Origin of the sequence: Massilia sp. IC2-476, from assembly GCF_020707295.1 — a bacterium.
Classification (GTDB): Bacteria; Pseudomonadota; Gammaproteobacteria; order Burkholderiales; family Burkholderiaceae_D; genus Telluria.
This window is the reverse complement of sequence record NZ_JAJFER010000005.1, coordinates 180,233-205,080: the sequence shown is the minus strand read 5'-3', so window position 1 is coordinate 205,080 and position 24,848 is coordinate 180,233. Positions and strand designations below refer to the sequence as shown.

At 62.8% G+C, this 24,848-nt stretch carries 21 protein-coding genes and 1 tRNA gene; 10 read left to right on the top strand and 12 right to left on the bottom strand.

What is annotated here, in order from left to right; genetic code table 11:
* The first annotated feature begins 147 nt into the window (after positions 1 to 147).
* On the top strand, positions 148 to 915 hold the full coding sequence (locus LK539_RS15165) for an ABC transporter substrate-binding protein (RefSeq protein ID WP_267877679.1): 768 nt from the start codon (positions 148 to 150) through the stop codon (positions 913 to 915).
* A gap of 1,975 nt (positions 916 to 2,890) precedes the next feature.
* Here LK539_RS15165 and LK539_RS15160 read toward each other — a convergent pair.
* The 12 genes from LK539_RS15160 to hutC form a co-directional block, all read right to left on the bottom strand.
* Complete coding sequence (locus LK539_RS15160; RefSeq protein ID WP_227801855.1) at positions 2,891 to 3,754, bottom strand: serine protease; 864 nt, start codon at positions 3,752 to 3,754, stop codon at positions 2,891 to 2,893.
* A 99-nt stretch (positions 3,755 to 3,853) separates the two neighbouring features.
* Positions 3,854 to 4,126, bottom strand: a complete 273-nt coding sequence (locus tag LK539_RS15155) for a hypothetical protein (protein ID WP_227801854.1) — start codon at positions 4,124 to 4,126, stop codon at positions 3,854 to 3,856.
* A 362-nt stretch (positions 4,127 to 4,488) separates the two neighbouring features.
* Positions 4,489 to 5,814, bottom strand: coding sequence for a hypothetical protein (locus tag LK539_RS15150; RefSeq protein ID WP_227801853.1), 1,326 nt, complete (start codon positions 5,812 to 5,814; stop codon positions 4,489 to 4,491).
* 146 nt (positions 5,815 to 5,960) lie between these two features.
* A complete protein-coding gene (locus LK539_RS24440; protein WP_227801852.1) occupies positions 5,961 to 6,971 on the bottom strand; it encodes a tyrosine-type recombinase/integrase in 1,011 nt (336 codons plus the stop codon).
* Between the two features lie 180 nt (positions 6,972 to 7,151).
* A tRNA-Leu gene (locus LK539_RS15140) sits at positions 7,152 to 7,236 on the bottom strand.
* 77 nt (positions 7,237 to 7,313) lie between these two features.
* A complete protein-coding gene (locus LK539_RS15135; RefSeq protein ID WP_227801851.1) occupies positions 7,314 to 7,781 on the bottom strand; it encodes a hypothetical protein in 468 nt (155 codons plus the stop codon).
* 240 nt (positions 7,782 to 8,021) lie between these two features.
* Positions 8,022 to 9,752: a glycosyltransferase family 39 protein gene (locus tag LK539_RS15130; protein ID WP_227801850.1), complete on the bottom strand. Its 1,731-nt coding sequence runs from the start codon at positions 9,750 to 9,752 to the stop codon at positions 8,022 to 8,024.
* 124 nt (positions 9,753 to 9,876) lie between these two features.
* Positions 9,877 to 10,146 (bottom strand): type B 50S ribosomal protein L31, encoded by a 270-nt coding sequence (locus tag LK539_RS15125; RefSeq protein ID WP_227801849.1) that lies wholly within the window; start codon positions 10,144 to 10,146, stop codon positions 9,877 to 9,879.
* Positions 10,147 to 10,522: 376 nt separating this feature from the next.
* Entirely contained in the window at positions 10,523 to 11,785 is a 1,263-nt protein-coding gene (rho, locus tag LK539_RS15120; RefSeq protein ID WP_005665081.1) for a transcription termination factor Rho, read from the bottom strand.
* Positions 11,786 to 11,929: 144 nt separating this feature from the next.
* Positions 11,930 to 12,256 (bottom strand): thioredoxin TrxA, encoded by a 327-nt coding sequence (gene trxA, locus LK539_RS15115; protein WP_227801848.1) that lies wholly within the window; start codon positions 12,254 to 12,256, stop codon positions 11,930 to 11,932.
* Between the two features lie 224 nt (positions 12,257 to 12,480).
* On the bottom strand, positions 12,481 to 12,900 hold the full coding sequence (locus LK539_RS15110) for a response regulator (protein WP_227801847.1): 420 nt from the start codon (positions 12,898 to 12,900) through the stop codon (positions 12,481 to 12,483).
* Between the two features lie 83 nt (positions 12,901 to 12,983).
* Complete coding sequence (gene hutC, locus LK539_RS15105; RefSeq protein ID WP_227801846.1) at positions 12,984 to 13,703, bottom strand: histidine utilization repressor; 720 nt, start codon at positions 13,701 to 13,703, stop codon at positions 12,984 to 12,986.
* Between the two features lie 141 nt (positions 13,704 to 13,844).
* On the opposite strand from hutC, the gene ada reads away from it, so the two are divergent.
* The 9 genes from ada to hutI all read left to right on the top strand — a co-directional run bounded on the left by ada (position 13,845) and on the right by hutI (position 24,828).
* Complete coding sequence (ada, locus tag LK539_RS15100) at positions 13,845 to 14,909, top strand: bifunctional DNA-binding transcriptional regulator/O6-methylguanine-DNA methyltransferase Ada (protein ID WP_373889547.1); 1,065 nt, start codon at positions 13,845 to 13,847, stop codon at positions 14,907 to 14,909.
* Positions 14,858 to 15,589 carry a 2OG-Fe(II) oxygenase gene (locus tag LK539_RS15095; protein ID WP_229520757.1) on the top strand — a complete coding sequence of 244 codons (732 nt, stop codon included), beginning with the start codon at positions 14,858 to 14,860 and terminating at the stop codon, positions 15,587 to 15,589. The genes ada and LK539_RS15095 overlap by 52 nt, the downstream gene beginning before the upstream one ends.
* A gap of 95 nt (positions 15,590 to 15,684) precedes the next feature.
* The gene (locus LK539_RS15090) at positions 15,685 to 17,355 is read left to right on the top strand and encodes an amidohydrolase (RefSeq protein WP_227801844.1); all 1,671 of its coding nucleotides are present in this window, start codon (positions 15,685 to 15,687) and stop codon (positions 17,353 to 17,355) included.
* 213 nt (positions 17,356 to 17,568) lie between these two features.
* Positions 17,569 to 19,272, top strand: coding sequence for a urocanate hydratase (gene hutU / locus LK539_RS15085; RefSeq protein WP_227801842.1), 1,704 nt, complete (start codon positions 17,569 to 17,571; stop codon positions 19,270 to 19,272).
* Positions 19,273 to 19,281: 9 nt separating this feature from the next.
* Positions 19,282 to 20,829 carry a histidine ammonia-lyase gene (gene hutH / locus LK539_RS15080; RefSeq protein ID WP_227801841.1) on the top strand — a complete coding sequence of 516 codons (1,548 nt, stop codon included), beginning with the start codon at positions 19,282 to 19,284 and terminating at the stop codon, positions 20,827 to 20,829.
* 19 nt (positions 20,830 to 20,848) lie between these two features.
* The gene (gene hutG, locus LK539_RS15075) at positions 20,849 to 21,637 is read left to right on the top strand and encodes an N-formylglutamate deformylase (RefSeq protein WP_227801840.1); all 789 of its coding nucleotides are present in this window, start codon (positions 20,849 to 20,851) and stop codon (positions 21,635 to 21,637) included.
* Entirely contained in the window at positions 21,634 to 23,001 is a 1,368-nt protein-coding gene (locus LK539_RS15070; RefSeq protein WP_227801839.1) for a formimidoylglutamate deiminase, read from the top strand. The genes hutG and LK539_RS15070 overlap by 4 nt, the downstream gene beginning before the upstream one ends.
* Entirely contained in the window at positions 22,998 to 23,615 is a 618-nt protein-coding gene (locus LK539_RS15065; protein ID WP_227801837.1) for a HutD family protein, read from the top strand. Before LK539_RS15070 ends, LK539_RS15065 begins: the two co-directional genes overlap by 4 nt.
* Entirely contained in the window at positions 23,608 to 24,828 is a 1,221-nt protein-coding gene (gene hutI, locus LK539_RS15060) for an imidazolonepropionase (RefSeq protein WP_227801836.1), read from the top strand. Before LK539_RS15065 ends, hutI begins: the two co-directional genes overlap by 8 nt.
* The last annotated feature ends 20 nt before the right edge of the window (positions 24,829 to 24,848 follow it).

The following is a 24,848-nucleotide window of genomic DNA, read 5'->3' as shown; positions in this document are numbered from 1 at the left end:
TTTCCGCTAGGGAAAGTCTCGTTGATCACAGGCATCACCCGGGTTTGTCACGCAAATGTGTCGCGCATAAACCACCGCTAACTGACATGCATTGCAGAAAAAATACCGGTGGTGCTAACCTGCATCCAAAGAGTAGCTTTACCAAGCATGTCATTCATTCGATATCTCGCATTTGCCATCGCTGTTACCAGCGGATTTGCCAGCGCCGCTGTGCAGTCCGTGCCGGTAGCCAGGCCGCGTCTTTACATCACGACAGAAACCTCGGCGCCTTCCAGCATGCAGGAAGGGACGAGGGTGATCGGCATCGCCACCGACAAGGTGCGCGAAGCGATGCAGCGCGCCGGCGTCGACTACAGCATCGAACTGCTGCCCTGGAAGCGCGCCTACCTGGCCGCGCTGCAGCGTCCGGATGCCTGCGTGTATTCGACCTCGCGCACGCCGGAGCGCGAGAAATCGTTCAAGTGGGTCGGCCCGACGGATATCGGCCAGTGGGTCATGATGGCGCGCGCCGACCACAAGCTGACACTTCGCAGCCTCGACGATGCCCGCGGCCTGCGCATCGGCACCTATAACGGCGACGCCCGCGATGCCTATCTGCGCTCACGCGGCTTCCGGGTCGACGCCGCCAATGAAGATATCGCCAACGCGGGCAAGCTGTTGCTCGACCGGATCGACCTGTGGGCGGCCAGCCTGCGCACCGGCAGCACCATCCTGACCCGCTACGGTTACGACAAGAAGATCGTACCGGTGCTGGTGTTCAATCGCATCGAGCTCTACCTGGCTTGCAACCCGGGCGTGCCGGACAGCGTCGTCGACCGCCTGAACGCAGCCTTCGCCGCCATCGCGCGCGACGGTACCGGGCGCCGCATCGAACGCAGTTACGAGAATTGGGGACAGCCGATGCGCCTGCCGTGAGCAGGACTGGCAGCAGCTGGGCAGCGGCCTTGCTGCAAGGTGTAAATTTTTCCGACGGTCAAACTAGAGTCAAACGATGGACAGGCGGGAGCGCGTCAGGCTGCGCCGTCAATATGCGATCGCCGCTAGCGATGCGTTGCTTGGGGATGGTGCCTCCAGCCGGAATCAAAAACTCAATTAAATCATGTAGTTGGCTAGGAGATGCGTAATTCGTGCGTAGCTATTTTTGCTTTTAAAAAAGTTTCAACCGGGCAGGCGGTTGCAGAAAGTTCTGCTAAGTACGTCCGCTTTCGACCCGTTGCAGACATTGGAAGAGCGGTGCAGCCGCTGGTCAGGTCACCACTTCGAGCTCAATATCTTCAGGCGCGAATGAACGAAGCCAAATGGTTATGCCGTCGTTGCCGACGCACTCGAGCTCATAGCCAGGAGGGTTGCTGTACACCTCGACAACTGCTGCCACATCGCCAATGCTTGGCGCGCGAACGCTAGTACCGTCGGGCTGGAAATCCACTGGCTTACACAATTCTTTGATTCGGACCGTATCGTAGATTCTGATGGCTGACATACATACCGCTGACGAAGAAAAGTGATGAGACTGCTCCTGGCCGGTTAGGGACTTTTGACTGGGTCTGCTACCGACCCAATGCAGACCTCCGAAATCGAAGCCAAGATCAACGTTGACGATCCGTGTGGTTAGGACGCTTATGCAGTTTGATGCCTACCTCTCGTGAGCCTTTTGAAGGACGGCTAGAGCTGCGTGATTGTCTTTGTAGCGGTTACGTAGAACTGCTTCGTCTGTATCGATTCTGTCACAGCGATATTTTTTCATGGCAGAGGCGATTTCCTTCCGGCGCGCAGCGTCGTATGGCTCCTCGCCTGCAAAGTGCGTGCACATGGCAATGCGTTCCGCGATAGCTGCAACATCTTTAGGTTGCCCCCTCGTGAGATCAGTCAGGGGATCTGTTTCGGCGTGACCAATCGACGCGAGAAGAACGAAATAAATGGACAGAAGACTGCGTAGCATTTCCACTCCCAACGTGTTCGATAACCGATCATTAGCTCCTCGACATGCAGTCAGCAACGACTGCTTCTGGCCGAGTGCAGACCTATTGTAGCGTCTGCTTACGACCCAAAGCAGACCTTCACGCGTTCGCACCTATCCTTGCTTCGTTATCTACTTTAGCGATGAGATATGCGCCGTTATGCCTTCTCTCTCACATCGCAGGCTATGCAACTTCTGCACAAGAAGGTGTTCGGTACTGGGGTCAAAGGTGGATAACCGACGTTTGCCGTATCGAGCATCGATGACCGCTAACGCTCGAATAACTGGATTGCTGTGTTCCGACATCTCGTCCACTGTCAGGCTGAGACTGCCGAACAAATCCTTGTTCATCTGCTCGAGTAGAAACATCTCGCTAGAGTCCATAACAGGCCATGCCGATTCGTATGCCTGTGCAGGGGTAGATCCGTCGGCACGACTCTTCGTTGTCAAGGCCCAAGCGAAAACAAATAACTTAGCGATCCAGCACTAAAGATTCGACTACCGCGCAAACTGATCCAAAATTCGCCTTCTTGGTCATGCGAATGGCGATATCGTGTCTGGTTGAAATCAATGCTCCCTGCAACGCTCTTAGCAAAGCGATCCTGTAGCTGTTTCTTAAGCTGTGAACCATCGCATTGTGTCTCGATCCTTTCGTTTTCAAACGGGACTCATCTACCACGAAGGTCCGCTTCTGGCCGATTGCGGACACTAGCATATGGCTCAGTGTAGGACACTGTTGCACCTACGGCAACCGAACAGCGAGCGTCACTTTGGAAAGCGGTCTTATATTCTGTGTGGATGTTGGTGGGGGGGCATCGGCCCGAATCCCTAAGCGTTTAGAATCAATCGCTTACAGGTTGAGCGCGTAAATTATGGGTAAGCAGCCTGAGGTGAGAATCGACGTCTTACGATGAATTCGGTGACGCCAATGAATCAAAGTTGTCTGTCGCTCCCGATCTCGTCAGAAACGAATCTAACCTCCAATTCACGGCCATTAGGAGTGTCGATCCACTTCACAGGTAGTTTGGCCACGTTGGTAGTGCCGCATTTCGCTTGATCATACTTTGTCTCGACATCATCCTCGAAATCCGAGCTGAGGAGACCACAAGCTGCCGGCGCGTTTGCACTTCCGATCTTCAAGACAGGTCCGCCACTCATTCCACCGAAGATGGGGAATGTCGCGGTAAAGCAAGGCACCTTTAGACGCATGTTGCCAGCTGGATGCACTTCACTGACGGTCCCGGTCCGACGCGTAAGGCATGCTGCAAATTTGATTTTGAGGGAGCCCCCATCCATGTGAGGTGCAAAAATCATATGTTTAAACCCGATTCCCTCGATAGCAGTCCCGATGGTTGGAAGCTCATCGTCCACTCCGATGTTGTGCGTAAAGATTGGTTGAGGGTTTGCGTCGATGCTCATAGCTTCGAACATGGCAAAGTCGGAACGAAGCTCATAGTGTAGGTTGAGGAACTTTAGGCGATGAGCTTGTCCATTCCGAAAAACGAAGCCGAACACCTTCTCAGGGTCTAAGTCTAATTTCTGCGGCGACGGATGCAGAGTGTTAAAAACAGTATGCTTCTCAACATCACGAGGGTTTTGCCGACGGTGAATCTGTTCAAAGACATGGGCGGCACTAACCACGAGAGCGACAGTGCCTCCAGCGCCGACTACGAACCCTGTGCCTACCGCCTCATACCAGTTCGCATCCCGCTCAATACAGATTGCGATAAGCGCATTAAAGACAGCCTCGTCGGGTTCGGGAATAACTTCGGACCAACAGTTCTTCTGTTCAGACATAAACTCTCCCGATATTATTATTTCACTCTGAAAACTCTGCTCGTGGGCGAGCCAATAAAAAAGCCACTCTATGGTGGCTTAAAAATGGTATCAGGTTGATCAATGCTTGTCTTGATACTTCATCATCCACGCCCAAACATCCTTGGCGCGGTATCGAGCGTGTCCTCTGCCGCCACTGGTGGTTGGTAAGCGCACTGCCTTTGGGAAGTCTGGCTGCGGCGCTAGGCGCTCGCGCACTTGGGCCTCGCTGAGCTTCATGCAGGCCGCGATCGTGGCGATGTCCCACATCTCGTAATCAAACGGGATCTGTGGCCGGATGCGATCGGCGACAGCTGCAGCTAAACGGTTTATCAGATCGTTGTCGTCAGCCATGGATTTGCTCCATCTCGAGGGTGCCACTGGTGAATCGTTGAAGAGGGCAAGCCGGCAGATGCTTTGAGCCCTGGGGTTGCTTGCAGCGCACGCATACCGCAGGACCTGAAGTAGTGCACTAGGGTCGGCTCGGTCTGGCCTTCGGCCGTGTTGCACTCGATGGTTGGGTGCTGCTGACGTTCGATGAACATGGGGAAATCGCTCCACAAACTCAACAAGCGCCGCATGGATACTGCGCTTTAGCCGGTTAATGAGACGATATTGTGGAGCAAAAAAGGAAGAGCAGGCCGCATGGTTGAGCCATTCTTGGTACGGCTTCCCAAGCTTAAGTTCAGGCAAATATGCTTCGATCCTGAGTATCTTTATTCGTCATCTTTTCCCGAATCAGCTTTGGTTGACTTTTCGCGCGTGTTCTTAGACTTATTCGGAGTAGATGTGAATTTATCCATAAATTCTTTCAAAATTTTGGGGTCAACCGTTTTCGCAATCGCATTTAGTAATTCTTGGACTGGAGTGCCGCCAGTTTCGTGGTCTACAAAGCGCAGCGGTTGCTCATCAAGACGATCAAGTGCGGATGTGAACAACTTTGTTTGGAACTCTTCGCCATATCTGCTTGCTTCAGAGCGATAACCTTCATATGCAGCTGAAACTGCAGCTTTGTAACCGTAGTCCTCAGCAAGCTTGAAGCGCTGCGAAATTTGTTTCGTCGCGACGATAGCAAGCCAAGTTGGCGGGCCCAAACTAAGGATTGCAAGTACCACTTCAACCAGGACGACTCCCCAATTAGGCGCGGCGCCAACGGTGCCAGTCGCGACCGCCGCTGTGCGAGCTGCAAGATCGAGCTTTCCATGGATCTGTCCAGACAGCGCAGCCTGTATCTCCGGAAATCGCAAGTACCCAATAGCTGCCATGAGGAATAAGGACAGCATTAGAATGCCAAGCCAAACGAGCATCGAAGAATTCAGCTTTCTTTCCTTCGCGTGAAAAGCTTGTGCTAATCCTTGAGAAGTAAGCGCGCGATACGAATCCAGTACGCGGGAAGAGACCGTTTCGACCTCCTTAGCTTGGCGTTCAATCTCGAATATTACAGACGTGCCTTTATTCAATAATGCGTCTAACTCTCCTATGCGAGATGCCGAGGCGGTGCGAGATGCAGTTAACTGGGTCTTAGCATCTTCAATGTCTTTCAAAGTAACCGGCAAGTCGACAGCCGCATCGTGAGCCGCTCTAATGGTCTTAAGCTGCTCGCCAATTCCATCTAGCTCCGAAAGAGTATTATCCAAGACGATAGATGCCGAACGAAGCTTGCTCGCGAATTGCTTCGGCGCAGCTAAAGCTTTATTAATGTTGTCCCCACCAATAACATTGTCAAGCTGATATTCGATAGCTACAAGCGTATTGATAAATGAAATGTGAGCGTTGTGGTTTTGATAAAACTGAGGTAGATACTCGCTCTGCATTGAGAGCACAATTCGGTGAAGAGTAGAGGCTAATGGAAGCGATGGGTCAGCAATAGCTGCTGCGATGTTTAGCTTCGTTAGCAGTGGCCCTAGCATGTCAGCCATATCGGCGGGGGTCGTGCGCATCGCAGCAATGCCCCAAATATCGTAAAAACTACGCTGGTCTGTCCCAGCCCTCATGACAGCTTGAAGGGCTTCTACTTCGTCGATAACTTTAGACCAAAGCATAGCTATTCCATAGATGTAAAAATTGCATCTTGTTACTTCGGATGCAAAAAGTCAACTAGGACAGCAGTGTAGTTTCGGCGTAGGTTTTACGGCATGAGCATTTTCTCTAGAGAAAAACATCTCCATGCATCATGAGAGTCTGCACCTCAGTCGAGCCGAGTAGCAATTTCTTCGGCAGTCTCATTGTAATACGCCTGTAACTGCTTCAGGTCGCGATGCCCGACCATTCGCGCCAGGTCGAGCACGTGCAGTCTCTTTGCGAGCCTTGTGATGGCCAAGTGGCGTGCATCGTGGAAGGTTGCGTCTTGGATCCCGGCTCTTGTCTTCGCCTTGCGGAACAGGGTATCGAGCGACTTGGTCGTGATCCCGAATATGGTTGTGTCATCTGGGGGCTTGGGGAGCAATTCGAGCAACTCTACCGCACGCTTCGATAGCGGCACCTTCCTCTTTGTTCCGTTCTTCGTCTCGCTCAGCGTGGCAACGCGGCCGACAATGTCGCGTGGCAGAAGACCGCAGATCTCGCCGGCCCGCATAGCAGTCTCGATCGCAAACAGGAACGCGACGGCGACTCGTTGGCTGACCGTGACGGCCTGCGACTCATTGTCCACGTCGAAGCCCAACGCGAGGCAGATGCGTTCGATCTCCTCATCGGTGTACAAGCGGTCGCGTGCTTCCGATTCCTTTGGGCGCCGGACGTCAGTCGTTGGGCTTGAAGAGATCCACTTCCATTCCCTTGTTGCTACTGTAAAAATGTCCGACAGTAAATTCAGCTCACGATTCACCGTCGAACCGCTGACCTTGTCTATATTTAACCGATGGTCACGCCACTTCCCGAGCACCTCGGACGTCGTGTCAGCTAGCTTCAACTCGCGGAAGGGCTTCCCGTTGATCCCCCACCTGCCGATCGCAGCAAGCCGGAGCTGCTCGAAGCGTTGGCCGCGTTTTGTGGCTGACACCTCTTTCTCATAGCGGTCGAAGGCATCGCCGACCGTTCGCCCCGCCTGCATTCCAGTGGCCTTGCCAGAGCGGATTTCCGCCTCGCGTGCCGTAGCCAATGCGACTGCCTCGGCCTTGGTTAAAAATATTTTTGATTCTCTGACCCCTTGGATCGCTACCTGGGCGCGCCATCCTGTTGGCCGCTTTGCATATGAAGCCACGCTCTAAACTCCTGCTGAGTAGTCTCGTGCGTAATTACTGCGTAAAACGTGCGTAATGAGTGGGGAGATAAAGCGAGAGAATGCGGGAAGATGTGGAAAGCCTCTCGGCCCGCCGCGCATCCTAAGTGACTGTTTTCGCTTAGGAAACGGAAGAATGCGGTATGTTGCGTCGGGTTTTGTTGGTGCCTCCGGCCGGAATCGAACCGGCACGCCTTTCGGCGCTTGATTTTGAGTCAAGTGCGTCTACCAATTCCGCCACAGAGGCCCGATAGCAGGCGCGCATCTTAGCACATCGATTGTACGGCTGACCAGTATTGTGCTTCCCTGCGCGCCGTGCGCGGCTCAGCAGGCCATGCGCTGCTGCAGCAGGCGCAGGCTGCCCACCGGGCCGACCACCTGCAGCTGGTGCTCCTGCACCGCCACTTCGATCGAGCCTTCGCGCCCGCGCAGCCAGGGCTGGGGCCGGAAATAGCTGATGCGATCCGGGTTGGAGTCGGTGCGGCGGTAGCCGAGCGAAACGAGGGCTTCGTCGAGCGTGCCGATCATGTGGTGGGCATCGAAACGGGTGCGCATTTCGAAGCGGCCCGGGCCCATCATGGCCACGGGCATCAGCCCGCCGACCAGGGCCGGCAGCACGATGAAGGGCAGCGGCGTCTCCGGATCGATGGCGTGCAGCACCAGCATCAGGAGCGGCAGGCCGAGGGCCACGGTAAGGGCCCAGGGGAACAACTGACGCCAGGTGGCGGGACGGCGCAGGAAAGAGGGCCGTTCGCGAATCCGTACAATTTCCGAAAAGGTAACGCTTTTCATGGTATCTCCTCGCAGCGCTGCTTGATCGGTCGAGCTCATGGGACGACAAAAAACGACCTGTTTTATTGTGACGACCAGCCCATGAGTGAAATTGACTCCGCTCAAACCACACTGACTTGCAGGCGTAGATTCTCACATCGGGCTGCCCCACCGCGCACTGATGAAAGATATGCAGGAATCGTGCCAGAAAAAAAAAGCCGCTGGTGGAGAGCCAGCGGCTTGCCATGGAGCGGAGGGCAGTCAGGGTTTGCGGAACAGGCGGAAGCGCTCCTCGCGGTCCGACACGCGCTTGCCTTCCCACAGGACGGCGGCGCCGCGCACGCCGTAGCGCCGTTCCAGGCGCGTGCTGTCCTGGTTGCCTGCGCGTCCCGGCGCGCTGTCCTGCAGCAGCACGTAGCGGCAGTCGCCGCCGGCCAGGCCGGCGAAGGGCAGGCGCCCGAAGAAGGCGAAGGAGGCGCGCTGGGCCGGGCCGACGTTGGTCTCGATGCAGTCGGCGTCGGCCGGCAGGCTGGCCGCGATCTGCTGCGCCACGCCGGCATAGCTCTTGCGGTAGTTCAGGTCCGGCAGGAACAGGGTCATCAGCAGGACCCACAGCAGGATCAGGCCGCTCGAGGACAGCACCACCGCGCGCCACAGCACCGAGGGCTGGCGCGACAGGCGCCAGTGGACCAGCATGATCCAGCCGACACTGGTCGCAGCCGCCACCAGGAAGGCAATGATGCCGACTTCCGGCCTGAAGCCGGGGACCAGCTTGAGCGCGTTCTTGGCCAGCTGGGCCGGCCAGCCGGTCAGCTTGGCGATCCAGAACAGCCAGACCAGCGCGCCCAGAATGGTCAGCACCATCACCGAGAACCAGTCGATGGCATTGATGGCGCCGCGCTTCATGGTCGGCAGGCCGAAGGCCGCCATCAGCGCCAGCGGCGCCAGCATCTTGAGGAAATCGCCGTCTTCCAGCGCCGGGTCGCACAGCAGGAGCGCGGCCAGGGCCACGAAGAACATCACCGGCATCACGATGTGCAGCAGGTGCTGCTGGCGGCGCCAGGCCCAGATCGCCCACACGGCGAAGGGCCAGGCCGGCCAGAAGAACCACACGCCGATGCGGAAGAAGGCGCCCAGCGAGCTCAGGGTGGGCAGGCCGATCTGGTGCGCATTCCAGTCCAGCCATTCGCCGACCGGCGACAGGCCGTAGGGCTGCAGCAGGGCGGCGGGCAGCAGCCAGGCCAGGGTGATAAGAAATCCGACACCGGCGGCAATGGCCAGGTGGCGCAGGGTCTCGGTGGTGGCCAGCTTCAGGTAGCGGGTGCAGGCGTACAGCGCCACCACCAGCACGGCCGGCGCCACCATGCCGCGCGTGAGCGCAAGCAGGCCCAGCGACAGGCCGACCAGCACCGCATTGCGGGTCGAGGCGCTCTCGACGTAGCGCACGGCGCGGTACAAGAAAAAGGACAGCAGGGCGCCCTGCAGGGTCGCGGCCAGGGTCAGGTGGCTCTGCACCAGCAGGCCCAGGCAGCCGAGGTAGATCAGGACCGCGGTATCGCCCAGTGTGCGGCCGTAGTCGTCCGGCTCCGGCTGGCCGCCGAAGGCCAGGCGCAGCGGCTGCGCTTCGGCGCGGCGGCCCAGGTGGAAGGCGGTGTACCAGAGGGACATGGCGCCCATCACGAAGATGCCGATGGTCGACACGCGCGACGCCAGCACGTCGCCCAGGATCCAGCCGAACAGCTTGATGCAAATGGCGCCCAGCCAGAAGGCCAGCGGGCCTTCCGCGGCGCTCGCCAGGCCGGCGATGTTCGGGTACAGCCAGTCGTCCAGGCCGCCGTGCGCCATCGTCCACATGATGCCGAAGGAGCCGGCGTCTTCCTTCCAGGGATGGCGGCCGATCAGGCCCGGCAGGATGTACAGCATGCCCAGCGCGAGCAGGGCCCATCTGGGCAGTGCGAGAGTGGCGGCGGCGGGAAGGCGGACGGGTTTCATTGTTCAGTGAAGCGGGTAAGAATAGTCGCGTAGTATAGCCGCGAAAAAAAAAGAAGCCGGAGAACCGGCTTCTTTTTGGCAACTCCGGGCGCTCTGCCCGGGGCTTGCGTGGTGCTTGGGCGAATTAGCCGTTGGCGACCGAGGTCTTCGAACCGACCGAACCGAACTTCTGGCGGAACTTCTCGACGCGGCCAGCGGTGTCGACGATCTTGTGCTTGCCGGTGTAGAACGGGTGCGATTCAGCCGAGACTTCGATCTTGACCAGCGGGTAGTCTTTGCCTTCGAAGTTGATGGTGTCGCGGGTAGCGATGGTCGAGCGGGTGATGAACTTGAAATCGCAGGACAGGTCGTGGAACACCACTTCGCGGTAATCTGGATGGGTATCGGTCTTCATGGTTTTGCTTTCAATAAGTTGGTAGCCAAACGGCACTTCGTCGGTCGTCTTGCTTCTTGACCCGATTGCCGATCACTTGCCAGGGGGTTGGACTGAACCGGAGATTATAGAGGGGTTTGGGGTGGGTGGCAACCGGTGTGGTTCAGGGACACAAAGAGGTGCGCGGGCAAAATTGGGTTCCGGCCTTCGCCGGAACGACGGTTTTACGTGTAACGAAGGACCCGCAGTGCCAATACTCAGGCGCTCTTAAACAACGTCATCCCGGCGAAGGCCGGGATCCAAGTCCCCTGCGCACCGACTCGCATCCTTTCACGACACACCAAAACAAAAAGGCGGCCCGCAGGCCGCCCCATTTGCGCAACTCGCTGCGTCGGTTTTAACCGCCGCGGCGCATCATGTCAAAAAACTCGACATTGTTCTTGGTCGCGCGCATCTTGTCGAGGATGAACTCCATCGCTTCGATCTCGTCCATCGAGTACAGCAGCTTACGCAGGATCCAGATCTTCTGCAGCTGGTCCGGCTTGATCAGGAGTTCTTCGCGGCGGGTGCCCGACTTGTTCAGGTTGATCGCAGGGTAGACGCGCTTCTCGGCCAGGCGGCGCTCGAGGTGCACTTCCATGTTGCCGGTGCCCTTGAATTCTTCGTAGATCACGTCGTCCATGCGCGAGCCGGTCTCGATCAGCGCGGTCGCGACGATGGTCAGCGAGCCGCCTTCCTCGACGTTACGGGCGGCGCCGAAGAAGCGCTTCGGACGCTGCAGGGCGTTGGCGTCGACACCGCCGGTCAGCACCTTGCCCGATGCCGGGATCACGGTGTTGTAGGCGCGCGCCAGGCGGGTGATCGAGTCCAGCAGGATCACGACGTCCTTCTTCATCTCGACCAGGCGCTTGGCCTTTTCCAGCACCATCTCGGCGACCTGCACGTGGCGGGTGGCCGGTTCGTCGAAGGTCGAGGCGACCACTTCGCCGCGCACCGAACGCTGCATCTCGGTCACTTCTTCCGGACGTTCGTCGATCAGCAGGACGATCAGGGTCACGTCGGGGTGGTTGGCGGTGATCGCGTGGGCGATGTGCTGCAGCATGACCGACTTGCCCGACTTCGGCGAGGCCACCAGCAGGCCGCGCTGGCCCTTGCCGATCGGCGAAATCAGGTCGACGATACGGCCGGTGATGTTCTCGGCGCCGTTCATGTCGCGCTCCAGGCGCAGCGGCTCGTTCGGGTGCAGCGGGGTCAGGTTTTCGAACAGGATGCGGTGCTTCGAGGCTTCCGGCGATTCGCCGTTGACCTTGTCCACCTTGACCAGTGCGAAGTAGCGCTCGCCATCCTTCGGCGTACGCACTTCCCCTTCGATCGAGTCACCCGTATGCAAGTTGAACCGGCGGATCTGCGACGGCGAGATGTAGATGTCGTCGGTCGAAGCCATGTAGCTCGCGTCCGGCGAGCGCAGGAAGCCGAAGCCGTCCGGCAGGACTTCGAGGGCGCCGTCGCCGAAGATCTGTTCGCCCTGCTTGGCGCGTTTCTTCAGGATGGCGAACATCAGTTCCTGTTTGCGCAGGCGGGCTGCGTTGTCGATGTCGAGGCCGATGGCCATCTCCAGCAGCGCGGAGACGTGCATTGCCTTCAGTTCAGATAAATGCATGTTTGTGTGGGTGTCCCGTGACGGGAAAGTAAAGGTAGGGGAGGGAACTACGTGGGTTATTTAAATATTGGAAGCACCGGAGCCGGTCCGCTTCCCGACGATGACGACAGCGCGGGCGCGCTGCCGTCGCTCATGGTATCAGTCTCAGATATTGCTGTCGATAAACTGAACCAGCTGGCCCTTGGCCATGGCGCCGACCTTTTGCGCGGCCGGGGCACCGTTCTTGAACAGGATCAGGGTCGGGATGCCGCGGATGCCGAACTGGGCCGGCACGGCCTGGTTGGCGTCGACGTCGACCTTGGCCACCACCAGCTTGCCTTCGTATTGCTGGGCCACTTCTTCCAGGATCGGTGCAATCATCTTGCACGGACCGCACCACTCGGCCCAGAAGTCGACCAGGACCGGGCGCTCGGACTTGAGCACTTCGGTATCGAAGTTTGCATCGGTGATGTGTTTGATATTTTCGCTCATATGTTCCTCAAAAGAGGTAAGGATCAATTAACGCCTGGCGGCCTGGGCCGAACCTGCGTGGTCCCGGCCGTCGCGTACTGCTAATTGAATAACTAGCTGCTACACAATGGTGGAGGCACTGTGTGCAAAATTCAATATGGAAAAACAGCAAGGGGGTGTCAGGCGGGGATGTGCCGAATAATACCCCATTTTTTCAAAAAGTGTGGGTCGGTTTGTACAAAATCTCAACATTGCACCGCAAGGCGCAATTGTTCGATCGCGAGCGGCTTGCGGAAGGCTCCCGCCACCTGCAATCCAAGGGCGCGCGCCAGCTCGGTGGCGGCATCGCGCACCCCGTCTTCCAGGGCCGACAGCACGATCACCCGGCCGCTGAAGCCTTGCACGGCGGCGGCCTGCAGGAACTCGATGCCGTCCATGTCCGGCATGGCCAGGTCGCAGATCACGAGTTCGGGCGCGTGCCGCGGCAGCAGGTCGAGCGCGCGGCGGGCGTCGATCTCGGCCAGCACGTCGAAAGGACCGCCGGCGCCACCCTTGTCGAGCATGTCCAGCATGTCGCACAGCACGTTGAGCATGAAGCGGTCGTCGTCGAGCAGCAGCACGCGCCTGGGTGCGCTGTGCGGTGCGGACGGGTCGGGTGGCTTCATGCGGGAAAACTTGGCGGCGTCTGGAAGGAAGCCATTATGGCGAAGTTTTCCGGTCAGGTGGCGTTATTGAACGACTGTCGGTGTCAAACGCTGCCCGTAAAGCGCGCCAAGTGGCCTGGATGCCACATCGTGGCCACCGAGGCAATCCGTCCGCCCGAGGTGGTAAGGCGGTGCAGCACCAGGCAGGGCAGGCCTTCGCCGATGCCGAGCATCGCTGCGACTTCCGGTGGCGCCGGCTGGGCTTCGATGCCATACGTGGCGCCCTGCAGCGGCGCGGCCGCCATCAGGTGCTCGTTGGGCGTGATGCTGCCGAAGTCCTGCTCGAGGTAATGCGGTGCGCAGGCCGGGTTGACCCAGCGGTCTTCGACCTGGATCGGCACGTCGTTCTCGAAGTGGACGATGACCGAGTGGTAGAGCCGGCTGCCTGCCGCCAGCTCGAATTCGGCGGCCAGTTCCTCGCTCGGCGCCGGCTCCTCGCGCAGCAGGCGCAAATGGCTGCGGTGGGCGCGGCCGCGGGCGCGGATCTCGTCGGCGATGTTGCGGATCTCGACCAGCGTTGCCTGGTACTTCTGCGGCGCCACGTAGGTGCCCGAGCCCTGGCGCCGCACCAGCACCTGCTCGGCGGTGAGCTCGCGCACGGCGCGGTTGACGGTCATGCGCGAGACGCCGAACTGGCGCACCAGCGCCTGCTCGGACGGCACCAGGTCGCCTTCCTTCCAGCGGCCGGAGGCGATCTCCCCGACCAGGTAATCCTTGATGCGCTGGAAAATGGGGGTGCTGTCTTGCGCGATGGGTTCTTCCAAACTACTCTCCGGGGAAGCGTGAAGCGGCACGTGGCCGCGGACACCGGATTTTATCATCGCAATTTGAAAGCAAGACCCGGAGTTCCCTGCGGCGGACAGGCGCTTAGGCTACGCACATTCCGACCGAACCGGGAGTTCGCCATGACAGCCATGACCACCATCTACAACACCGACGAGGCGCGCTGGGCCGCCGTGCAGCGCCGCGACCGCGACGCCGACGGCCAGTTTTATTATTCCGTGCGCAGCACAGGCGTCTACTGCCGCCCGTCCTGCCCCTCGCGCGGGGCGCTGCGCGCCAACGTCGCCTTCCACGCCAGCCCGCTCGAGGCGCAGGCGGCCGGCTTTCGCGCCTGCCTGCGCTGCAAACCGGACCAGCCTTCGCTGGCCGAACGCCAGGCCGCCGTGGTGGCCCAGGCCTGCCGCCTGATCGAGGACAGCGAGGACGCGCCGGACCTCGACAGCCTGGCCCAGGCCGTGGGCATGAGCCGCTTCCACTTCCACCGCATCTTCAAGGCGCACACCGGCATCACGCCCAAGGCCTATGCCAGCGCGCGCCGCGCCGCGCGCCTGCAGCAGGGCCTGGCGCAAGCGCCCAGCGTGACCGACGCGCTGTACGACGCCGGCTTCGGCTCGAGCGGGCGCTTCTACGACGCCAGTACCGGACTGCTGGGCATGACGCCGGGGCGCTACCGCGCGGGCGGGCAGGGCGAGACCATCCGTTTCGCGGTGGCCGGCTGTTCGCTGGGCGCGATCCTGGTGGCCAGCACCGACAAGGGGATCTGTGCGATCCTGATCGGCGACGAACCGGAACCGCTGGTGCAGGATTTACAGGAACGCTTCCCGCAGGCCGAGCTGGTGGGCGCCGAGCCGGAGTACGAGCGCACGGTGGCGCAGGTGATCGGTTTCGTCGAGGCGCCTGGCCTGGGCCTGGACCTGCCGCTCGACGTGCGCGGCACCGCCTTCCAGCGCCGCGTGTGGGAAGCGCTGCGCGCGATTCCCGCCGGCAGGACGGTCAGCTACAGCGAACTGGCCGAACGGCTCGGCATGCCGAGCGCTGCGCGCGCAGTGGCCGGTGCCTGCGCGGCCAATCCGGTGGCGGTGGCGATTCCCTGCCACCGCGTGGTGCGCACGGACGGGGCGCTGTCCGGCTACCGCTGGGGCATCGAGAGAAAGCGCACGCTGCTGGATCGCGAGGCCGGGCAGTGATCGACTGGGAAGGTGTTAGCGCGGACCTCGACGCCTATGGCTGCGCCCTCATCCGGGGCCTGCTGGCGCCGCAGGACTGCGCAGCCGCGGCCGCGCTGTACGACCGGCCGGCGCTGTTTCGCAGCCGCGTGGTCATGGAACGGCACGGCTTCGGGCGCGGCGAGTACCAGTACTTCGCCTATCCGCTGCCGGCGCCGCTGGCGGCGCTGCGCGCCAGCCTGTATCCACCGCTGGCCCGGATTGCCAATCGCTGGCAGGCCGCGCTGGGCAGCGACACGCGCTTCCCCGATGCGCATGCGGACTACCTGGCGCGCTGCCATGCGGCCGGCCAGCTCAAGCCGACGCCGCTGCTGCTGCGCTACCGCGAGGGCGACTACAACTGCCTGCACCAGGATTTGTACGGCGAGCTGGTGTTCCCGCTGCAGGTGGCGGTGCTGCTGTCGCGGCCCGGCGAGGATTTCGAAGGCGGCGAATTCGTCCTGACCGAGCAGCGCCCGCGCATGCAGTCGCGCGCCGAAGTCGTGCCCCTGCAGCAGGGCGATGCGGTCGTCTTCGCCGTCAACCAGCGGCCGGTGCAGGGCACGCGCGGCGTCTACCGCGTCGCGATGCGCCATGGCGTGAGCCGGCTGCGGCGCGGCACCCGCCACACCCTCGGCATCATCTTCCACGACGCGGGGTAGAACGGCTGGCTATGCCCGCACCTTGATTTTCTATACACTGCTCCGTGCTGCGCCCACAAGGCGCAGACGTCTATACAACACGGAGAATAGAACACATGCGTGCGCGCCAGATCCCCCTGTCTTCATTGATCGTCCTCGCCGGTCTCGGCGTCCTGTCGTCGGCCCATGCCGACACCGTCATTACCAATGCCAACGGCTACACCCTGAACGCCAAGGGCGACCTGGTGCAGTTCAGCGCATTGGCTTTCGACGACCGCGGACGCATCACCGCTGTCGGCAGCAATGCGGAGGTGACGGCCAAGGCCAAGGGCGCACGCCAGGTGGACATGGGTGGCCGCACCGTGCTGCCGGGCCTGATCGACGCGCACGGCCACGTGTTCGGCCTGGGCCAGCAGCTGACCCAGCTCGACCTCTCCGGCACCACCTCGCTGCTTGACGCGACCAAGGCCATCGCCAGCTACGCCAAGGCCAACGCCAATCACGCCTGGATCCGCGGCCGCGGCTGGAACCAAGAGAACTGGAAGCTGGGCCGCTTCCCGACCGCGCAGGAACTGGACGCTGTCGTTTCCGATCGCCCGGTCTGGCTGGAACGCGTCGATGGCCACGCCGGCTGGGCGAACAGCCGCACGCTGGCGCTGGCCGGCATCACCAAGTCGACGCCTGACCCGGCCGGCGGCAAGATCATGCGCGATGCGAACGGCGACGCCACCGGCGTACTGGTCGACGCGGCGCAGGAACTGGTGACCAAGGTGATGCCGGCGCAGACGGAAGCGGAGGGCCGCATGGTGCTCGACCGCTCGCTGCAGGAACTGGCGCGCGTCGGCCTCACCGCCGTGCACGACGCCGGCATCGGCGTGGCGGAGGACCGCCTGTACCGCGACTACGCGGATAAAAAGAAGCTGAGCGCGCGCGTCTACGCCATGATCGGCGGCACCGGCGAAGACTTCGACCAGCTGGCCAAGAACGGCCCGCTGAAGGACTACGGCGACGGCATGTACGCGCTGCGCGCGGTGAAGCTGTACTCGGACGGCGCCCTGGGCAGCCGCGGCGCCGCCCTGATCAAGCCCTACAGCGACGAGCCGCACTCGCACGGCCTGCTGTTCTTCAAGAGCGCGCAGATGGACACGATGATGACCAAGGCCATGCGCAAGGGCTACCAGGTCAACGTGCACGCGATCGGCGACGCCGGCAACAAGCAGATCCTCGACATCTACCAGAAGGAGCTGAAAGCGACCAGGAGCGAAGCCCAGCGCCACCGCATCGAGCACGCCCAGGTGGTGACGCCGCAGGACATCCCGCGCTTCAAGACGCTCGGCATCATCCCCTCGATGCAGCCGACCCATGCCACCTCGGACAAGAACATGGCCGAGACCCGCGTCGGCCCGGAACGCATCAAGGGCGCCTACGCCTGGCGCAGCTTCCTGCACCAGGGTTCGCGCATCGCCTGCGGCTCGGACTTCCCGGTGGAGTCGCCGAATCCCTTCTTCGGCATCCACGCCGCCGTGACCCGCATGGACCACGCCGGCCAGCCGGTGGCGGGCTGGTACCCGAACCAGGCGATGTCGCTGAAAGAAGCCTTCCGCTGCTTCACCCTGGACGCCGCCTACAGCGGCCACCAGGAAAACAGCCTTGGTTCGCTGGAGCCGGGCAAGCACGCCGACTTCATCGTGATCGACCGCGACCTGTTCCGCATGCCGACCTACGACATCTTCAAGACCGGCGTGCTGGAGACCTGGGTGGGCGGCAAGCAGGTGTTCAAGAAGTAAAAGATGAGCTGAGGTATACCGTAGGATGGGCGGCTTTGCCGCCCACGCGTTCAACTTCCTTATAAGCAGATGCAGCGTCTGTTTCCCTACTGGCTGAACGCGTAGGCGGGAGATCCGCCCACCCTACAAGGGCATCAAGGTTATCGAATAAATGGATTGACTTGGTTGTATAGACAACCTAGACTCATCGCTGATTCCAACCCAGGAGCCGCCATGAATTCTCCGATGCCCCACGACCCCCGTTTCGACCCTTCGCGCGTCATCCGCGCCCCGCGCGGCAGCCAGCTTAGTTGCAAGAGCTGGCTGACCGAAGCGGCCTACCGCATGATCCAGAATAACCTCGACAATGAGGTGGCCGAGAACCCGCAGGCGCTGGTGGTCTACGGCGGCATCGGGCGTGCCGCGCGCAACTGGGAATGCTTCGACCAGATCCTCGCCTCGCTGCGCGAGCTGGAAGACGACCAGACCCTGCTCATCCAGTCCGGCAAGCCGGTCGGCGTGTTCCAGACCCATGCCGACGCGCCTCGCGTGCTGCTGGCGAACTCCAACCTGGTGCCCAAGTGGGCCAACTGGGAACACTTCAATGAACTCGACCGCAAGGGCCTGTTCATGTACGGCCAGATGACCGCCGGCAGCTGGATCTATATCGGCACCCAGGGCATCGTGCAGGGCACCTACGAGACCTTCGCCGAAGCCGGCCGCCAGCACTTCGGCGGCGACATGGCTGGCCGCTGGATCCTCACCGCCGGCCTGGGCGGCATGGGCGGCGCCCAGCCGCTGGCCGCGACCTTTGCCGGCGCGGTGTCGCTGAACATCGAGTGCCAGCAGAGCAGCATCGACTTCCGCCTGCGCACCCGCTACCTCGACAAGCAGGCGAAAGACATCGACGAAGCGCTGGCCATGATCAAGGAACACACCGCCAAGCGCGAAGCCGTCTCCATCGGCCTGCTCGGCAATGCGGCCGACGTGCTGCCGGAGCTGGTGCGCCGCGCCCAGGCGGGCGGCCTGGTGCCGGACCTGGTGACCGACCAGACCTCCGCCCACGACCTGATCAACGGCTACCTGCCTTCCGGCTGGACCGTGGAAGAGTGGAAGGCCGCCCAGCAGGACCCTTCGCAACATGCACGCCTGAAGGCTGCAGCCGCCGCTTCCTGCGCCGTGCACGTACGCGCCATCCTCGACTTCAAGGCCATGGGATCGTATGCCGTCGACTACGGCAACAATATCCGCCAGGTGGCCAAGGACGAGGGCGTCGACAACGCCTTCGACTTCCCCGGCTTCGTGCCGGCTTACATCCGTCCCCAGTTCTGCGAGGGCCGCGGCCCGTTCCGCTGGGTGGCGCTGTCGGGCGATCCGGAAGACATCTATAAAACCGACGCCAAGATCAAGGAGCTGTTCCCGCAGCACGCGCGGGTGCACCGCTGGCTCGACATGGCGCGCGACCGCATTGCCTTCCAGGGCCTGCCGGCGCGCATCTGCTGGCTGGGCCTGGGCGAGCGCCACCTGGCGGGCCTGGCCTTCAACGAGATGGTGCGCACGGGCGAGCTGAAAGCGCCGATCGTGATCGGACGCGACCACCTCGACACCGGCTCGGTGGCGAGCCCGAACCGCGAGACCGAAGCGATGCGCGACGGTACCGACGCGGTCTCGGACTGGCCGCTCCTGAACGCCCTGCTGAACACCGCCGGCGGCGCCACCTGGGTCTCGCTGCACCATGGCGGCGGCGTGGGCATGGGCTATTCGCAGCACTCGGGCGTGGTCATCGTGGCCGACGGTACCGAGGCTGCGGCCAAGCGCCTGGCGCGCGTGCTGGTCAATGACAGCGGCTCGGGCGTGATGCGTCACGCCGATGCCGGCTATGAAAGCGCAATCGAGACGGCCAAACGCAATGGCCTGAACCTCCCGATGATCAAGTAAGGCAACACAATGAACGACTCGCACCATACTCTCACCCTGCAACCAGGCGAATTGCGTCTGGCCGACCTGCGCGCCGTCTGGGCCGCCCACGTGCCCCTGCAGCTGGCGCCGGAAGCCTGGCAGGCCGTGCAAGCTTCCTGCGCCCTGGTCCAGGACATCACTGCCAAGGGTGATCCGGCCTACGGCATCAACACCGGCTTCGGCATCCTGGCCAAGGCCCACATCCCGAACGACCAGCTGGAAGCGCTGCAGCGCAACCTGATCCTGTCGCATGCGGTGGGCACTGGTGAACTCATCGCGGACAACATCGTGCGCCTGATCGTGCTGACCAAGATCGGCAGCCTGGCACGCGGCTACTCGGGCGTGCGCCCCCTGATCATCGAGACCCTGATCGCCCTGTACAACGCAGGCATCATGCCGGCGATCCCGTCGCAGGGTTCGGTCGGCGCCTCGGGCGACCTGGCGCCGCTGGCCCACATGACCCTGGCCATGCTGGGCGTGGGTCCGGTGCGTTATCGTGGAGAGCTGATGGACGCGAAGCAGGCCCTGGGCGCCGCCGGCATCGAGCCTGTGACCCTGGCCGCCAAGGAAGGCCTGGCCCTGATCAACGGCACCCAGGTCTCGACCGCCCTGGCGCTGCACGGCCTGTTCATGGCCGAGCGCGTGCTGGAAGCGGGCATGGTGGCGGGTTCGCTGTCGGTCGACGCCGCGCGCGGCAGCGATGCGCCGTTCGATGCGCGCATCCACGCGGTGCGCGGCCAGCCGGGCCAGATCGCGGCCGCGAAGATCTACCGCGAACTGGTGGCGGGCAGCGCCATCCGCGCCTCGCACCTGGTGGGCGACGAGCGCGTGCAGGACCCGTACAGCCTGCGCTGCCAGCCGCAGGTGATGGGCGCGGCGATGGACCTGATCGCCAATGCCGGCCGCACCCTGCTGATCGAAGCGAACGCCGTCACCGACAACCCGCTGCTGTTCCCCGAGGATGGAGCGATCATCTCGGGCGGTAACTTCCACGCCGAGCCGGTTGCCTTTGCCGCCGACACCCTGGCCCTGGCCATCGCCGAGGTCGGCGCGCTGTCGGAACGCCGCATCGCGCTGCTGATCGACGCCAACCTGTCCGGCCTGCCGGCCTTCCTGGTCAAGGAGCCGGGCCTGAATTCGGGCTTCATGATCGCCCACGTCACCGCTGCCGCGCTGGCTTCGGAGAATAAATCGCTGGCCCATCCCGCCAGTGTCGACAGCCTGCCGACCTCGGCGAACCAGGAGGACCACGTCAGCATGGCGACCTTCGCGGCGCGCCGTCTGGATCAGATGGCGCACAATACGTCCGTGATCGTGGGCATCGAACTGCTGGCGGCGGCGCAGGGCATCGAGTTCCACCGTCCCTTGACGAGTTCCGACCATCTCGAGCACGTGCATGCCCAACTGCGTGCGCGGGTAGCGCCCTACGACGCCGACCGCTTCTTCGCTCCCGACATCGAGGCCGCGCGCCTGATGGTCGTGAACGGCGAACTGTCGGCCTCGTGCAAGGAACTGTTCACCGTACTGCACCCGTAAGCAATCAACAGGAGAGGACATGGATTTCCGGTTCAAGGCAGGCAGTCTCCCCATCCTCGTGTCGATGCCCCACGCGGGCACCGACATCCCGGACGAGGTGGCAAGCGCGATGGCACCCTGCGCCAGTGCGCGCGCCGACACCGACTGGCACCTGCCCGAACTGTACGGCTTCCTGGAAGAGATGGGAGTATCGACCATCTCGGCACGCTGGTCGCGCTACCTGATCGACCTGAACCGCCCGCCGGAAAACACCAACCTGTATCCGGGCATGGACACCACCGGCCTGTGCCCGGTCGATACCTTCGGCCGCGAAAGCCTCTACCTGCCCGGCAAGATCCCTGACGAGGCGGAAGTGCGGCGCCGCCTGGAGCGTTACTGGATGCCCTATCACGAGCAGCTGCGCGCGGAGCTGGACCGCCTGAAGCGGCAGTATGGCCGCGTGGTGCTGTGGGACGCGCACTCCATCGCTTCGATCGTGCCGCGCTTCTTCGAAGGCCGCCTGCCGGACCTGAACTTCGGCACCGCCGACGGCAAGTCCTGTGCGCCTGGACTCGAAGAGGCGGTGGTCGGCGTGGCCCGCGCCCAGGACCGCTTCAGCATCGCCGTCAACGGCCGGTTCAAGGGCGGCCACATCACGCGCAAGTACGGCCAGCCGGAGCAGGGCGTGCACGCGATCCAGCTCGAGATGTGCCAGTGCCTGTACATGAACGAACAGCCGCCCTTCGAATACCGGCCGGAGGTCGCGGCGGAGGTCCAGCCGCTGCTGGAGCGGATGATCGGCGCCGCCGCAGACTGGGTGCGGACATGAGAGCCCTGTTCGCCCGCCATGCGCTCCTGCCGGACGGCTGGCAGCGCGACGTGCTGCTCGAATGGGATGCGCACGGCGACCTGACCCGGGTGCAGGCGCAGGCCGCGCCGCCGCTGACCGTTCCGCGCACCGACTACGTGCTGCCGGGGATGGTCAACCTGCACTCGCACGCGTTCCAGCGCGCGCTTGGCGGCTTGACCGAACGCGCCGGCGATGGACCGGACAGCTTCTGGACCTGGCGCGACCTGATGTACCGCTTCGCCGCGCGCATCACGCCGGAGCAGATCGAGGCCATTGCGGCCCAGCTGTTCGCGGAATGCCTGCGCCACGGCTATACCTCGCTGTGCGAATTCCATTACCTGCAGCGCGGCCCCGATGGTGAAACCTATGCGCGCCCGGCCGAAACCGCCGAGCGGGTCGCCGCTGCCGGCCACGCCACCGGCATGGGCCTGACCCTGCTGCCGGTGCTGTACAGCCATGCCGGCTTCGGCGAGCAGCCCCTGCGCCCCGAGCAGCGGCGCTTCCGCACCGGCGTCGACGACATCCTCGGCATCGTCGAGGCGCTGTCGCCCCTGCGCGGCGGCCAGCTGGAAGTGGGCGCCGCCCCGCATTCGCTGCGCGCGGCCACCATCGGCCAGGTGCGCGAGCTGGCGGCCAGCCTGCCGGCTGGGCGGCCGCTGCATATCCACATCGCCGAGCAGCAGGCCGAGGTCGAGCAGAGCATCAAGTTTTCTAGCCGGCGCCCGGTCGAATACCTGATGGAACAGCTCAGCGTGGACGAACGCTGGTGCCTGGTGCATGCGACTCACCTGAACGACGAGGAAGTGCAGGCGCTCGCGCGCAGCGGCGCCGTCGCCGGCCTGTGCCCGACCACTGAGGCGAACCTGGGAGACGGCCTGTTCCCGCTGCAGCCCTTCATCGCGGCGGGCGGGAGCTTTGGCGTCGGCAGCGACAGCCACGTATCGCAAAGCCCGGTCGAGGAATTGCGCTGGCTGGAGTACGGCCAGCGCCTGCTGCACCAGCGCCGCAACGTGGCATTCACGCCGGCGCAGCGCGAAGTCGGCCAGTACTTGTGGCAGGCCGCCCTGCGTGGCGGCGCCCAGGCGACCGGGCGCAAGGTGGGTCTCCTTGCGGAAGGCATGCGCGCCGACCTGCTGGTGCTGGACGGGAGCCATCCGAACCTGGACGGCGCGCAGGATGCGGATGTCCTAAGCCGCTTCCTGTTCTGCGGTAACGACAACCTGGTGCGCGACGTGCTGTGCGGCGGGCGCTGGGTGGTGCAGGGTGGACGCCACGTGGCGCAGGACGCGATCACGCAGCGCTACCGCCAGGCCATGACCCAATTACGTGAGGTGAGCCAATGACCGTACTGATCCCGTTCGCAAGCCTGTCGCCGGTGCCCTGGAAGAACGGCGGCGGCAGCACGACCGAAATCGCCATCGGACCGCCGGACGCCGGCTTCGAGGACTTCGAGTGGCGCGTCAGCCTGGCCACCATCGAAAAGGATGGCGCCTTCTCGCTGTTCCCCGGTGTCGACCGCACGCTGGCGCTGGTCGAGGGGCATGGCATGACACTCGACATCGACGGCGACCCGATTCTCATTACCGACGGCGATCCGGTGGTGGCCTTCGACGGCAGCTCGACCGTGACAGCAAAGCTCAGCCGCGGCGGCAGCACCGACTTCAATGTCATGACCCGCAGCGACATCTGCTACCACACCTTCGGTCGCCGCCGGCTGTCGGGCGATTCCACCGCAGTTGCCACATTCGTCGCGCGCGCCGACATCACCGTGCTGTTCCTGGCGGAAGGCGACACCCTCGAGCTGTCCAACGAAAAGGAGCGCATCGGCATGGTGCGCTACGACGCCGTGGTGCTGGAATCCGGCTCGCGCTGGAAGCTGGAAGCGGGGCAGGGCATGATCTACATCGTGGACGTCTGGTACCACGGGGACGAAGAGGATGAAGAATCCTATGAGTGACACGGCCGACCTGCTGTTCACCAACCTGCACCTGGCGACCATGGTGAACGGCTACGGTGAGATACGGGATGCCGCGCTGGCCGTGAAGGATGGCCGCATCGCCTGGCTCGGCCCCCGTGCCGATGCGCCGCCGGCCATGGCGCAGCACGACTGCGGCGGCGCCTGGATGACGCCTGGCCTGGTCGACTGCCACACCCACATCGTCCACGCCGGCAACCGCAGCAACGAATGGGAAGCGCGACTGAACGGCGCCAGCTACGAGGACATCGCGCGCCAGGGCGGCGGCATCATGTCCACCGTGCGCGCCACGCGCGAGGCCGACGTCGACACGCTCTTGGCGCAAAGCCTGCCGCGCGTGGCGCGTCTCTTGTCTGAGGGTGTGACCACGCTCGAGATCAAGTCGGGCTATGGACTGGACCTGGCGTCCGAGGCACGCATGCTGCGCGCGGCGCGCCAGGTCGGGCAGCGCCTGCCGGTGCGGGTCGCCACCACCTTCCTCGGCGCCCATGCGCTGCCGCCGGAATTCGCGGGCCGCGCCGACGACTATGTCGATGCCCTGTGCGAGGACATGCTGCCGCGGCTTGCGCAAGAAGGTCTGGTCGATGCGGTCGACGCTTTCTGCGAACGGATCGGCTTTAGCAATGCGCAGACCGAACGGATGTTCCTGGCCGCGCGCAGGCTTGGCCTGCCCGTCAAGCTGCATGCCGAGCAGCTGTCGGACCAGCAGGGCGCGCAACTGGTGGCGCGTTTTGGCGGCCTGTCGGCCGACCATCTGGAACACCTGAGCCAGGCCAGCATCGACGCGATGGCGCGCGCCGGCACGGTGGCCGTGCTGCTGCCCGGCGCCTATTACTTTTTGCGCGAGACCGTGCAGCCGCCGATCGCCGCGCTGCGCGAGGCCAAGGTCGCGATGGCGGTAGCAACCGACTGCAATCCCGGCACCTCGCCGATGACTTCCCTGCTGCTGGCCATGAACATGGCTTGCACCCTGTGGCGTCTGACGCCGCAGGAAGCCTTGCTGGGCGCCACAGCGCACGCTGCGCGCGCACTCGGTCTGCAGGAGGAAATCGGCACCCTGGAAGTGGGCAAGTGCGCCGACCTGGCGCTGTGGGACATCGCGCGGCCGGCCGACCTGGCCTATGCCATCGGTTTCAATCCCTGCCGCAGTGTCGTCAACGGCGGCATCGTGCGTGCCGCCCATCTCTCCGTGTGACGCCTACGCAACCAGCTCCG